The sequence below is a fragment of the Mesorhizobium sp. 131-2-1 genome (genome assembly GCF_016756535.1).
Lineage (GTDB): Bacteria > Pseudomonadota > Alphaproteobacteria > Rhizobiales > Rhizobiaceae > Mesorhizobium.
In genome coordinates, this window is sequence record NZ_AP023247.1 from 328,926 (window position 1) to 342,207 (window position 13,282).

General features: G+C 65.8%; 13 protein-coding genes. 7 read left to right on the forward strand and 6 right to left on the reverse strand.

The window, feature by feature from the left end:
* Nucleotides 1–92: 92 nt before the first annotated feature.
* The 5 genes from JG743_RS01550 to JG743_RS01570 form a co-directional block, all read right to left on the reverse strand.
* A complete protein-coding gene (locus JG743_RS01550) occupies nt 93–800 on the reverse strand; it encodes an SDR family NAD(P)-dependent oxidoreductase (RefSeq protein ID WP_202297481.1) in 708 nt (235 codons plus the stop codon).
* Nucleotides 801–905: 105 nt separating this feature from the next.
* Complete coding sequence (locus tag JG743_RS01555; protein WP_202297483.1) at nt 906–1,853, reverse strand: capsular polysaccharide synthesis protein; 948 nt, start codon at nt 1,851–1,853, stop codon at nt 906–908.
* Nucleotides 1,854–1,858: 5 nt separating this feature from the next.
* Nucleotides 1,859–3,439, reverse strand: a complete 1,581-nt coding sequence (locus JG743_RS01560; protein ID WP_202297485.1) for a 5-guanidino-2-oxopentanoate decarboxylase — start codon at nt 3,437–3,439, stop codon at nt 1,859–1,861.
* Nucleotides 3,436–4,083, reverse strand: coding sequence for a TetR family transcriptional regulator C-terminal domain-containing protein (locus JG743_RS01565; RefSeq protein ID WP_244673042.1), 648 nt, complete (start codon nt 4,081–4,083; stop codon nt 3,436–3,438). Before JG743_RS01565 ends, JG743_RS01560 begins: the two co-directional genes overlap by 4 nt.
* A complete protein-coding gene (locus JG743_RS01570; RefSeq protein ID WP_202297489.1) occupies nt 4,080–4,952 on the reverse strand; it encodes a dimethylarginine dimethylaminohydrolase family protein in 873 nt (290 codons plus the stop codon). Before JG743_RS01570 ends, JG743_RS01565 begins: the two co-directional genes overlap by 4 nt.
* 211 nt (nt 4,953–5,163) lie before the next feature.
* Here JG743_RS01570 and JG743_RS01575 point away from each other — a divergent pair, with 211 nt between their 5' ends.
* The 6 genes from JG743_RS01575 (at nt 5,164) to JG743_RS01600 (ending at nt 11,131) form a co-directional block, all read left to right on the forward strand.
* Nucleotides 5,164–5,979: an ABC transporter ATP-binding protein gene (locus JG743_RS01575; protein WP_274608515.1), complete on the forward strand. Its 816-nt coding sequence runs from the start codon at nt 5,164–5,166 to the stop codon at nt 5,977–5,979.
* A gap of 54 nt (nt 5,980–6,033) precedes the next feature.
* On the forward strand, nt 6,034–6,828 hold the full coding sequence (locus JG743_RS01580; protein WP_202297491.1) for a transporter substrate-binding domain-containing protein: 795 nt from the start codon (nt 6,034–6,036) through the stop codon (nt 6,826–6,828).
* Nucleotides 6,829–7,035: 207 nt separating this feature from the next.
* Complete coding sequence (locus JG743_RS01585) at nt 7,036–7,701, forward strand: ABC transporter permease (protein ID WP_202302375.1); 666 nt, start codon at nt 7,036–7,038, stop codon at nt 7,699–7,701.
* On the forward strand, nt 7,701–8,510 hold the full coding sequence (locus tag JG743_RS01590; RefSeq protein WP_202297493.1) for an ABC transporter permease: 810 nt from the start codon (nt 7,701–7,703) through the stop codon (nt 8,508–8,510). Before JG743_RS01585 ends, JG743_RS01590 begins: the two co-directional genes overlap by 1 nt.
* Nucleotides 8,511–8,654: 144 nt before the next feature.
* Nucleotides 8,655–9,659 carry an Ldh family oxidoreductase gene (locus JG743_RS01595; RefSeq protein ID WP_202302377.1) on the forward strand — a complete coding sequence of 335 codons (1,005 nt, stop codon included), beginning with the start codon at nt 8,655–8,657 and terminating at the stop codon, nt 9,657–9,659.
* 497 nt (nt 9,660–10,156) lie between these two features.
* Nucleotides 10,157–11,131, forward strand: coding sequence for a complex I NDUFA9 subunit family protein (locus tag JG743_RS01600; RefSeq protein ID WP_202297495.1), 975 nt, complete (start codon nt 10,157–10,159; stop codon nt 11,129–11,131).
* A 14-nt stretch (nt 11,132–11,145) separates the two neighbouring features.
* Here JG743_RS01600 and JG743_RS01605 read toward each other — a convergent pair whose 3' ends face one another.
* Nucleotides 11,146–12,522 carry a cytochrome P450 gene (locus tag JG743_RS01605; protein WP_202297497.1) on the reverse strand — a complete coding sequence of 459 codons (1,377 nt, stop codon included), beginning with the start codon at nt 12,520–12,522 and terminating at the stop codon, nt 11,146–11,148.
* Between the two features lie 187 nt (nt 12,523–12,709).
* Between JG743_RS01605 and JG743_RS01610 the strand changes: the two genes are divergently transcribed.
* Nucleotides 12,710–13,279, forward strand: coding sequence for an NADPH-dependent FMN reductase (locus JG743_RS01610; protein ID WP_202297499.1), 570 nt, complete (start codon nt 12,710–12,712; stop codon nt 13,277–13,279).
* Nucleotides 13,280–13,282 lie beyond the last annotated feature (3 nt).

The window sequence follows — 13,282 nt, forward strand, 5'->3', positions numbered from 1 at the left end:
TCGGAATTGCTTAGGCCTCTTCGCCAAGCCAAACAGAGAAAACCCCGCCGGAGCGATCCGGCGGGGTTTTTCTTTGGTCGACCGGCTGAGCTCTATGCCCTGCCGTAGAGCGGCACCAGCGTGCCGCTCATCGCCAGATTGGTGGGCGAGGCGAGATAGGCGATCGCCTCGGCGGCGGCTTCGAGGCTCACCCATTTGGTGAAATCGGCCTCGGGCATGTCGGCCCGATTGGCCGGCGTGTCGAGCGTCGAGGGCGCCACCGCGTTGACCAGTATGCCCTTGTGCTTCAGCTCCTCGGCCATCGCCACCGTCATCGCCGCGACGGCGGCCTTGCTGGCGGCATAGGCGACCATGCCGGAACCGCGCCTGGGATCGAGCCCGGCGCGCGCCGTGACGTTGACGATGCGGCCCGCTGTGCCCGAGGTCAGCATCGAGCGGATCGCGGCACGGCAACAGAGAAAGGTCGTGCGGGCGTTGGTGTCCATCATCTCGGCGAAGGAGGCCGATTCGATCTTCTCCACCGGCGCCATGGCAAAGCCGCCGGCGAGGTGGATCGACCCCCACAGGTCGGGAAGCTGGTGGTAGAACGCCTCGACCTTGGCGGAATCCGACAGGTCGACATTGTGCGCCAGCCTGACGCGGTCATGGGCGGCGAAGGGAAAGTGCGGAGGCGCCGCGGCATGGGCATTAGGGACATGGCAGATCGCGCCCTGCTCCAAGAGCTTGCCGACAACCGCGCCACCCAGCGCCCCCGTGCCGCCGGTCACCACGATATGCCTGCCGTCCAGTGTTTCCGTCATATTCGACTGCTCCAGTCCATTTCATTCTTGCGCCGCGCCGGCGCCGAACCTCGCGCCTTTCGCGCCGTCACTCAACTGAAATTTCGTTCACGCTAAATCATCGTTTCAGCTCGCCGGCCAACCGTCGATGATCGCATCCCAGAGCAGGCGCTTGTCGGTCGCCGGACGCTCGGCCTTGTGCGTAAGCTTGTGCAACCAGAAGCGATCGTGAACGGCGCGATGCGCGGCCTCGTCGAACGGCTCGAAGAGCCGCCATTGCAGTTCGTGCGGCCGGTCGGCGCCGACCTGCGGCCTGGCCAGGAACTCGCGCCGAAGCCGCCGATGCAGGAGCAGCGAAGCCTCGAAATGGTAGGGGAACATGAAGTAGTCGTGAAGCCTGTCATGGGCCTTCCAGTAGTCGACGAGGCCGCAAAGCACGGTCTCGACCAGCGGGTGGCCCTTGCGGGCATGGATGAACCAGGTTTCGACGAGTCGGGGGTGGCGACCGGTCTCGCGCAGAATGTAGAAATCCTCGCATTCGATTTCGGGCGGAACCGGCTGCCGCAGCAGGATCGTGGCATCGAGCCATGTCCCGCCATGCCGGGCCAGCAGGTCCAGCCGGATGAAGTTGGAAAAATGCTGGCTGTTCATCAGCCCGCGCCGCCGCTTGTCCCAGACGTGGCCAGGAAGGTCGATATGGTTCTCGACGGTCCTGTCGTCGAGGACGATGAGCTCGCGCTCGCCCTTGTGGCGGGCCACGGAGCGCAGGCACGCCTGGACCACCGGCGGCGCCGCGTCGACGCCTTGCGCCCAATACTGCCAGATTGGGCCAAGGCCGCCAGGCGTGCCGGCGGAACACCACTGCGAATGATCGACGGCGATGTGCCGCACCCGATGCAGCCTCTTGCGGGACAAGGTCATGCACAGCTTGGCGGCGCGCTTGCGCAGCGGCCAGGGCAAGATGCGCGAAGACGCCGCCCGGCGCAGCGGCGCAAGATAGGGGAGCTTCAGCGGATCGCGGAACGGCGCTGGCTCGCTGAAGAACGAACCCGCCGCGCCATCGTCTGATATCACGGCGCTCAATCCACCGTGATTTCGATGACGCGCGGCTTGCCCGCCGCCCGGGCGCGCTTCAGCGCATCCGCGAGGCCGTCCGCTCCGGCAAGCCGCTCGGCGGCGATGCCATAGGCCTCGGCCAGCTTGCAGAAATCCGGCGGCGCCGGCGACACGCCGACCGGCTCGACGCCGACATCGAGCATAGAGGTCTCGATCTCGCGATAGCCGCGATTGTTCCAGACGACGAAGATGACCGGGGCATCGGCATCGAGCGCCGCGCCCAGCTCCGGCAGGGTGAACTGGAAGCCGCCATCGCCGGTCAGGCAGACGACCGGCGCCTCGGGCACGGCGAGTGCGGCGCCGATCGCCGCCGGCGGACCGTAGCCCAGCGCGCCGAAGCCGGTCGCGGCGTTGAACCAGCCGCCCGGCCGGTCGTGATCATAGTAGAGATTGGCGGCATAGACCGGCTGCGTCGAGTCGCCAACGATGATGGCGCCGGGCAGTGCATCGCGGATCGTCTCCACGGCGCGCATCTGCGCCACATAGTCCGGCCTCAGCTCGGCGAACGCAGCCTTTCGTGCCGCGGCCGCCCGGGCATCGCCGTCTTTCGCGGCGAAGGGGGCTGAGCCGAGCTCCGCCAGCAGGGCACGCAGCGCCTCGGCGCAATCGGCCTGGATCCCGACCGTCACCGGACGGCGCGCGAGCTGGTCGGCGCCGATGTCGATGCGGATCAGATTGCTGGGCAGGACGAAACCGCCGTCGCCATAGCCATCATAGTCGGTCGGACCGAATTCGGTACCGGCGGCAATCACCAGATCGGCCTCCGCCATCAGCGCGCGCACCGCCTTCAGGCTGGGGCTCGCCGGCACGCAGAGCGGATGGCCATGCAGAAGGCCGCGCGCGTTGGTCGTTTCGACGACCGGCGCGCCGAGCCTCTCGGCCAGAAGCCGCAACGGCGCCTCGGCCCATTTGGCGCCGCCGCCGGCCAGGATCAGCGGGCGGCTCGCGGTCTTGCAAAGCTTTGCTGCCTGCGCGATCGCGGCCGCTTCGGGAGCCGGAGGCGCCGCATTGCTCAATGAGGCGACAATGCCGTCGGCCGGCTTGACCATGACATCGGTCGGGATCTCGACATGGACCGGACCGGGACGCGATGACGCTAGCAGCGCGAAGGCGCGGGCCAGCACGCCGGGGAGTTCCTCGGCCTCGGTGATCCGTTGCGAGAACAGCGCCACTTTCTCCATCATGCCACGCTGGTCGGGCAATTCGTGCAGGAAACCGAGGCCCTTGCCCAGGGTCGGCGTGGCGTTGACGCCCGAGATCACCAGCATCGGCACCGAATCGGCGCGCGCCTGGCCCATGGCGGTGATGGTGTTGGTGAGCCCCGGACCGGTGATGACGAAAGCGACGCCCGGCCTGCCGCTGGCGCGGGCATAGCCGTCGGCCATGAAGCCGGCGCCCTGCTCATGGCGCGGCGTGATATGGCGGATCCTCGAACGCGCCAGGCCGCGATAGAGCTCGACGGTGTGGACACCCGGAATGCCGAAGACGGTGTCGACGCCATGCGCCTCGAGCAGGGTGATGAGGGCTTCGCCGATTGTCGTCATTGGTTTTCTCCGCTTTCCGGCGCGAGGCCGAGTTCGGCCTCGACAGTCTTGATGCCAATCGCCGCCAATTCGCCGGGCGAGAACATCTCGCTGGCCAGGCACCCTTCGATCCAGAGTCCGTCGATGATCGCATTGATCGCGATGGCATGGTGGCGCAGCTGGCTTGCGTCCGGTTTGCGCTGTTCTGCGGCGAGCACTTCGGCCACAACCGCTTCCACCTCGTTGCGAAAGCCGAGATAGCCTTCGCGGTGGGCACGGGCCAGGGTCGGATCCGCACTTGCGCGGCCGAGGAAGGTTGCCCAGAGCGAAAACACCCGCGCGTCGACGATCGGCGCGTTGAGGTTGGCGGTGACAAAAGCCGCAAGGCGTTGGCGCGGCGAAGCATCTTCCATCGCCAATGCTGCTTTGGCCTGCTCGGTCATGCGGCCGACCAGGGCTGTATAGGCTTCCTGCAGCAATTCTTCCTTGCCGGGGAAATAGTGCCGGATCAGCCCGGCGGTGACGTCGGCACGCAATGCGATGGTGCGTAAGGTGGCGCCCTGCAGGCCATATTCCGCGACGCTGTCCAGCGTCGCTTCGATCAGATCCTGCCGCCGCCGCTCCTCGCCCTCGCGACGGAACTTGCGGCGGGACGGCGCATTCATTGGCGCAGGATCGGCCGCGTCAGGCATGTCGGCCCGCCTTCACAGGCGATGCAGAGCGCATCCGCCTCGAAGGTTTCAACCGTGCAGCCCGCGGCCTCCATCGCGACTTTGGTCCTGGGAAAGCCTGCAACGGCAATGACCTTGAGCGGGCTGGTCGGCAGCACATTCAGGCTGAGGCCGTTGGAAGCGGCGAACTCTTCTGCGTCGCCTTCGACCAGCCGGATGCCTCGCGCCTTCAGCATCTGATAGAACGGGGCCGGCAAAAGCGGTGAATAGACCAGCGCGAGGTCGTCGGCCAGCGGGCTGATAACCGACATCAGATGCAGGCACGCCTCTTCGCCCTGCCACAGCGGCAAATCAAAGCCGTAGACGGAAATGCCCAGCGGCGTCAGCAGGTTGGAAACCTGCTGGATGCCTTCCTGGTTGGAGCGGACACCCCGCCCGATCGCCAGAGAGCGGGCATCCACCCATACACAGTCACCGCCTTCGACCTGGCCGGGAGCCTCGACGCGGCCGAGGATCGGAATGCCTAGCCTCCTGTAGGTTTCCTCATGCAGGGAAGGTTCCCCGGCGCGCAATGGCTTGCCCATGGACAGGATCAGCGCGCCGCGTTCGGTCATCAGCGATGGGTCGTGCGTGAACACCGAATCCGAAAGGCCGTCGGCCTTGTCCTCGATCCATTCGATCTTGGCGCCGGAAGCCGCCACCAGTTCAGCAAGGACCGCGTGCTGCGATGCTGCTTTCACCGGGTTGAACCCCGGGCCATAGTGCCAGGCAGCTTTGTCGGCGTCCCGCATGGCGTTGGCCGCCGAACGCATCAAAACGCGCCGCAGCGGCGCTGCCATGGACTGTGATCCGAAAGCGCTCATCGATGCCCTTTTTAGCTGAAAAAAATCGGAAAAATTTCACGGGAGGCTATTTATACACTTGCACAACAAGGCCGCAAGTGCCGTAATGAGCGGGATTGACGGGCTCGCGCTGTTGGGTCCATGCTGAGATCTGGAGCGGGGCAGTACAGCGTATGTTGATTAGCCGGATGGACGTTCGACGAACTGCCTTCGACCTAATAGAGATCACCCTGTGAGCGCGGTGGGCGTTGCCGCAGTCCGATCCGGCGAGGCGCAAAACGGCGCCGCCGAAGCCATCCATGTCGAAAACCTGCACAAGAAGTTCGGCCAGTTGCACGTGCTGAAGGGCGTGTCGCTGTCGGCGCGCGACGGCGAGGTGATCGCCATCATCGGCGGTTCGGGCTCCGGCAAATCAACCCTTTTGCGCTGCATCAATTGCCTGGAAAATCCGACCAGCGGCATCATCCGCGTCAACGGCGAAGAGATCAAGCTGAAGGCCGACAGCCACGGCCACACCATTCCCGCCGACCGCAAGCAGATCGAGCGCATCCGCTCCAAGCTCGGCATGGTGTTCCAGAACTTCAATCTGTGGAGCCACATGACGCTGATCGAGAACGTCATCGAGGTTCCGGTGCATGTGCTGGGCGTCAGGCGCGACGAGGCGATCGCCCAGGCCGAGAAGCTGCTGGCGCGTGTGGGGCTCGCCGAGAAGCGCGACGTCTATCCGGCCTATCTGTCTGGCGGCCAGCAGCAGCGCGCCGCGATCGCCCGGGCGCTGGCGATCAATCCGCGCGTCATGCTGTTCGACGAGCCGACCTCGGCGCTCGATCCGGAGCTGGTCGGCGAGGTGCTGAAGGTGATCGGCGACCTGGCGCGCGAGGGGCGCACCATGGTTCTGGTCACGCATGAGATGAAGTTTGCCCGCGAGGTCGCGACGCATGTCGTCTACCTCTACAACGGGCTGGTCGAGGAAGAAGGCCCGCCGGAACAGCTGTTCGGCGCGCCGAAATCCGAAAGGCTCAAGCAATTCCTCCGCAACGTCGGCTAGGGCCAGTGCGAAGCGGGCGAAAACCGGGAACAACAACAAACTGGGAGTCCTGAAATGAAGACTGTACTCAAGACATTCGCCGCGGCGCTGCTTCTTGGCGTCGCCGCGATGGGCGTCGCCAAGGCCGATCCGGTCAAGATCGGCGTCGCCGCCGAGCCTTATCCGCCTTTCACCTCGCCGGATGCGTCGGGCAAATGGGTCGGCTGGGAGATCGACTTCATCGACGCCGTCTGCGCCGAGGAGAAACTTGATTGCGTGATCACGCCTGTCGCCTGGGACGGCATCATTCCGGCGCTGACCACCAAGAAGATCGACCTGATCGTCTCCTCGATGTCGATCACCGACGAACGCAAGAAGACGATCGACTTTTCGAACAAGTACTACAATACGCTGCCGGCGATCATCGGCCCTAAGGACAAGAAATTCGGCGCCACGCCGGACGACCTCAAGGGCAAGGTGATCGGCGTCCAAGTGTCGACCACACACGCGGTGTACGCCAAGAAGCACTTCACCGGGGCGCAGGAAATCAAGGAATACCAGACCCAGGACGAAGCCAACCAGGATCTCGCCGCCGGTCGCCTCGATGCGGTGCAGGCCGATTCGATCGCGCTTGTGGAATACCTCAAGTCGGACCAGGGCAAGGCCTGCTGCGACCTGAAGGGCATGGTGGCTCCGGACGACGAAGTGCTGGGACCGGGCATCGGCGCCGGCGTGCGCAAGGAAGACACCGACCTGAAGGCAAAGATCAACGACGGCATCAAGGCGATCCGCGCGAACGGCAAGTATGACGAGATCACGAAGAAGTACTTCGATTTCGACATCTACGGCGGCCCTGCGCAGTCGAACTGACGACCCTCGCATGAGCAAGAGGGCATTGGCGCCAGCGCCATGCCCTCTTGCCCGACCTTTCCCACGCATGCTTGCCGCCGACCGCTGCCGGCGGTGGATGTAGCCAGCAATCCGGGGGCGAAGCTGATCGACGCGTTTCTTCCGGCCTCCGCGGCCGGTATCATCGAACTCCTGTCGCCCGCGCCGCCCGGCTGGGGCGGCACCTTGCTGGTCGGGCTGCTGCATTCGATCGAGATCGCCATCGGCGCCACCTGCCTCGGGCTGCTGATCGGCACCGGCGGCGCCTATGGCAAGCTCTATGGCGGTCCGGTGGTGCGCGATCTGCTCGCCGTCTACACGACCGTCGTGCGCGCCGTGCCTGAGCTGGTTCTGATCCTGTTGCTCTATTATGCCGGCACCGACCTGATCAACCAGGTGCTGGCGGCGATGGGCTACCAGCGCATCGACATCAGCGGACTGGCGGCCGGCATCTTCGTGCTCGGCTTCGTCCAGGGCGCCTATTCGACGGAAGTGATCCGCGGCGCCATCCTGTCTATCCCGCAGGGTCAAATTGAGGCCGCCCGCGCATATGGCATGCCGCCAAGCCTGCTGTTGCGGCGTATCACGCTGCCGGCGATGCTGCCTTTCGCCATTCCCGGACTTGCCAATCTCTGGCTGATCGCCACCAAGGACACCGCGCTGCTGGCGGTCGTCGGCTTCTTCGAATTGACGCTTGCGACGCGGCAGGCCGCGGGCGTCACCAAGGCATATCTCATTTTCTACATCGCGGCGGGCGCCCTCTACCTGCTGCTGTCGCTGTTCTCCAACCTGATCATCGGCCGCGTCGAAACCTGGTCCCGGCGCGGCATGCCTTCGATCAAGGAGGCGCGCTGATGGCGAACGAAGCCGCCGTCGTCAATGCCGTTGCACGCGCCTCGCTGTGGCTGCACCCGCATCGCATCGTACTGATCCTGATCGCGCTGGCGCTGGTCCTGAGCGCCGCCTTCTTCATGCGCTGGGACTGGCTGCCGCAATATTGGGAAATGGGTCTCATCGGCATCTGGCGGTCGCTGTGGATCCTGGCCGTCACCTGCGCGCTGGGCTTCCTGCTCGCGGTGCCGCTCGGGCTGGCGCAGGCCGGCGGCCCGTTCTGGTTCGCCGCGCCGGCTAAGGTGTTCTGCACCATCATCCGCGGTACGCCGCTGCTGTTGCAGCTCTGGCTGCTCTACTACGGACTGGGCTCGCTGTTTCCGCAGTATCCCTGGATACGCGACTCCTGGATGTGGCCCTACCTCAGGCAGGCATGGCCCTATGGCGTGCTGGCACTGACCTTGTCCTTCGCCGGATACGAGGGCGAGGTAATGCGCGGCGCCTTTGCCGGCGTGCCCAAGGGGCAACTGGAAGCCGCCCGCGCCTTCGGCATGAGCCGCTGGAAAATCTTCCGCCGCATCTGGCTGCCCCAGGCCTTCTACCGGGCGCTGCCGACGCTGACCGGCGAGACCGTGCTGCAGCTGAAGTCGACGCCGCTGGTGGCGACGATCAGCGTCATCGACATCTTCGCCGTCTCGTCAAAGGTGCGGCAGGACACCTACCTTACTTACGAACCCTTGCTGCTGCTGGCGTTGATCTATATGGCCATCACCGGCATTCTGGTCTTCGCCTTCAGCCGGATCGAGGCGCGGATTCCGGTCAAGATCGGCTAGGGATTCTTGGCGCGACGGCAAGGGCCGACGTGTCCGCCGCTTTTCTTGCAGTTGCGGACGGTTTTCATCACAAAAGCCGCCTCATCTGCTGCTAGGCACAGACCCACCAATGCAACCAGATACCCGCGATCCAGGACGGCCATGATGCAACTCAGTCTCGACCAGGCAAAAGGACTGTGCCGGATGGCGGCGCTCGGCGCCGGCGCCAATGAGGAAAACGCACAGGCGCTCGCCGCTTCAATCGTCGCGGCCGAGGCGGAAGGGCTTGTCGCGGTCGGACTGGCGCATTTCATCGACTATCTGGAGGCGATCGAGGCCGGCCGCATCGATGGCAATGCCGATCCGGTCATCACCAGGCCGGCGCTGGCCGTCTATCTCTCCGATGCGCGCGGCGGCCTCGCCCATACCGGCTTCGACCGCACGATCGAGGATCTCGCCAAGGCGGCAAGGCTGTTCGGCGTCGCCATCTTCTCGCAGAGGAACGCCTACACCTGCGGCGCGCTCGGCTATTTCACCGGACGGTTGGCCGAGCAGGGCCTGGTCTCCTTCGCCGCCACCAACGGGCCGGCGGTGCTGGCCGGCTCGGGCTCGGTCAAGCCGGTCTACTGCACCAATCCGATGTCGTTTGCCGCCCCGTCGGCCGAAGGGCCGCCGCTGGTCATCGACCAGTCGTCGAGCGCCACCGCCTTCGTCAACATCCGCAAGGCTGCCGAGGATGGCAAAAAAATCCCTGAAGGTTGGGCATTGGATGCCAGCGGCAACCCGACCACCGACCCGGCGGCCGCCATGAAAGGCGCCATGCTTGCCTTTGGCGGCCAGCGCGGCGCCAACATCGCGCTGATGGTGGAGGTACTGGCCGCGGGCCTTTCCGGCGCCAACTGGTCGCTCGACGCGCCCTGGTTCAGCGGCGGCCCGGACAGTCCGGGAACCGGCCTGTTCGTGCTCGCGGTCGAGCCGAAGCTGCTCGATCCGGACTTCGAGCAGCGCATGCGCGATCAGCTCGACCGGCTGCGCCGCCGCTACGGCGTGCATGTGCCGGGACGTGCCCGGGCCGAGGCGGCGGAGAAGGCCGTGGCGCGCGGCATCAACGCGCCCAAGGCGGTGATCCAGCGCATCTCCGAATTCGCCGAGCGCTATTCCTCCAGCTGATTTGGCAGCCCTGTCCCTTTCGCAGTGGCGCCTGCACCGGCCCGGAACCATGGCGGACGGGTAATTTTTCCGCACCAGTGCTGAACCTTTTCGCGCGCTGCCACGACCCACCATCGGCACCCAACATCGCGAGCCGCAGGGGTGGCTTCGTCGCGGCTTGCGGTTGGCGGCGCCGTGCCGGGCGTCCAGGGCTGAGGCGGAGCGTGTTTGCTTCACGCCGCCTTGATGCCGTCTCAGGTCAGGCCGTCTCGTCAGACCCTGTTTCGGCGCGAGCGTCACCCGGAAAACCCCGCTTCGGCGGGGTTTTCTGTGTTTCCCTCTGGCAGCACGAAAACATTCCACCACTCAATCGGCGCCCGCATCGGCAGGGCGTTCTGACGAGGGCAGAAATTGGTCAAGGGCGACCTCCGGTCGCCCTTTGCCTTTGACGCGAAACCGACTATGAAACGGCTTCAGCCAAGACCCAGTGCCATCTGGAAAGCGCGCCGGAGCCAGCCATGACCGAAATCCTGCAGATCCCAAAGCTCGTCGTCGTCTTCGGCGGGTCCGGTTTTGTCGGCCGCCATGTCGTGCGGGCGCTGGCCAAGCGCGGTTACCGCATCCGGGTGGCCTGCCGCCGCCCCGATCTCGCCGGCCATCTGCAGCCGCTCGGCAATGTCGGCCAGATCCAGCCTGTGCAGGCCAATGTGCGGGTGCGCTGGTCGGTCGACCGCGCCGTGCAGGACGCCGACCACGTCGTCAACCTAGTCGCCATCCTGCATGAGAGCGGGCGGCAGAAATTCGGCGCCGTGCACGACTTTGGCGCCCGCGCCGTGGCCGAGGCCGCGCGCTCGGTCGGCGCCGGCCTCACCCATGTCTCGGCGCTGGGCGCCGACCTCAATTCGCAGTCCGTCTACGCGCGCACCAAGGCGCTTGGCGAGAAGGCGGTGCTGGAGACGATCAGCGATGCCGTGATCTTCCGGCCCTCGATCAATTTCGGGCCGGAGGACGGTTTCTTCAACCGCTTTGCCAACATGGCGCGCTTCTCGCCGGTGCTGCCGCTGCTCGGCGGCGGCCAGACCAAATTCCAGCCGGTCTATGTCGGCGATGTCGCCGAAGCGATCGCCCAGTCCGTCGACGGCAAGGTCGAAGGCGGCCGCGTCTACGAGCTCGGCGGACCGCAGGTGCTCACCTTCAAGGAGTGCATGGAAGAGCTGCTCACCGTGATCGACCGCAAGCGGATCCTGGCGCCGGTGCCGTGGTGGGTGGCGAACCTGCAGGCCTCGATCCTCGGCCTGCTGCCCAACCCGCTGCTGACCAAGGACCAGGTGCTGCAGCTGCGCGAGCACAACATCGTTTCCGACCAGGCCGCCCGGGAAAACAGGACGCTTGCCGGCCTCGCCATCCAGCCGCAGTCGATCGGAACCATCTTGCCAAGCTATCTCTGGCGCTTCCGCGCCGCCGGCCAGTTCCAGCGCAAACCCGCGGCCTGACCGCAGCCAAGCGGCTATGACGCGCGCCTGGCGGTGACCTGCATCGGCAGGCCGCCCTGAGGCTGTGTCGTCAGCTTCTGCACCGGCCATGGATGGGTTTCGGCGGTGCTGTCGAAGCGGAAGCGCGACAACAGGATGGCGAGCGCGATGATCGCCTCCTGCATGGCGAAGCTGGCGCCGATACAGACGCGCGGCCCGGCGCCGAAAGGCAGGTACTGGAAGCGGTCGATCCTATCGCGGTTTCCCGGATGGAAGCGTTCCGGCATGAAGGCGTCGGGCCTGTCCCATAGCTTGCGGTGACGGTGGACGACCCAGGGCATCACCAGCACGGCGGCGTATTTCGGTATATGCAGGTCGTTCCAGGTTTCCGGCTCGATCGGCTCGCGGTTGATGGACGGCGCCGGCGGATAGAGCCGCAGCGCCTCCTCGAAGGCGGCGCGGGTGAGCGGCATGGCGTCCAGCCATTTCGTCGGATCGGGCTCACGCGACAGCACGTCGTCGATCTCGCGCTCGATCTTGTCGCGCTCCCATGGCGCCTCGGCGAGGCAATAGAGCGTCCAGCCGAGCGCGCGGGCCGTCGTCTCGTGGCCGGCGCCGATGAAGGTGATGATGTTGTCCTCGACCTCGGCGCGCGTCAGCCCGTCCGGCCCCTCGGCCTTGAGCAGAAGCGTGAGGAAGTCCTGCGGCACGCCATCGGGATCGCGCTTCAGCCGCTCCTCGCGCATCCTCACGGTGCCGGCGACGATGTCGCGGAAATAGGCCATGGTCTTGCGGCCGCGGATGCGGGTGAGCCGCGGCAACCACAGGGGAGCGCGCAAAAGGTCGAGCGGATCGACCCGGCCCATGGTCTCGAACAGACGGTCGATCTCCCTGGCGAAGCTGCCTGGCTCGCCGGCGATCTCGCCGGAAAACAGCGTCTCGGCGAGGATGTCGTAGGTGAGCAGCGTCATGTCATGCGCAATGTCGGTGGTGCCGCCCGCCTCGTAGCGGGCGACGAAGTCCAGCGTGCGCTTCAGCATCGGCTGGGCGAAGCCGAAGATATGGCGCGGCGTGAACACCGGCGCCATCGCCTTGCGCGAGCGCTTCCAGACCTCGCCTTCCGCGGTGAGCAGGCCGTCGCGCAGAATCGGGCGCAGGATCATCTGGCGCACCGTCGCCATCTTGTAGTTCCTCGCATTGTCGACCAGCACGTGGCGGATGAGGCCGGGATCGTTGGCGACGACCAGTGGGCCGCCGACGCCGTTCACCGAAATCCAGGGTTCGTTGTAGGTCGGCTCGCCCCACAGTTCGAGCGGATTGCGGTAGACGATGCGCATCATCTCCAGCGTCGAAGGCGGCGAGGTGCGCGGCTTCGGCGCCGGCGGCACGAAGGGGGCCGGCTGGGTGTCCATGGCTTGCTCCGCTTGTTCCCCTGAATGTAGTGCCTGCCCCGGCTGACGTCCATGCGGCGGAACTGCAGCGCGCCGGGGGTCACTCTCCGGAATGTTACCGGCTTCGGAGCGCGCCTTTCTTGCAGCCTCTCGCGGCATGCCCTACTGGCAGTCACCAATAGATACCGCGACCTGTAGGAGCCCCGCCTTGAAACACCGGCTGAACATCATCATCGGCAGCACGCGACCCGGCCGCGCCGGACCGGTCTTCGCTGAATGGCTGGACGGCTTCGCGCGCGAGCACGGGAAATTCGAGCCCGTGCTGACCGACATCGCCGCGTTCGAACTGCCGATGCTGGACGAGCCGCATCATCCGAGGCTCGCCAAATACGAGAAGGAGCACACGAAGGCCTGGTCGAAGGCGATCGACGCCGCCGACGCTTTCGTCTTCGTGGCGCCGGAGTACAATTATTTCGTGGCTCCCGCGATCGTCAACGCGATCGACTACCTGCTCAAGGAGTGGCGTTACAAGCCGGCCGCCATCTTCAGCTATGGCGGCGTCTCCGGTGGCCTGCGCGCCGCGCAAGCGCTCAAGCCTCTGCTGACCGCGGTCGGCGTGATGCCGATCCCCGAGGGTGTGGCGCTGGCGGCCTACAAGACGCTGCTCGACAAGGACGGCGCTTTCCAGCCCGGCGAGCCGGTGCTCAACGGCGCCAGGACCATGCTGGACGAATTGTTCCGCTGGAGCGAGGCGCTGAAGCCGCTGCGCGCCGGCTAGGCC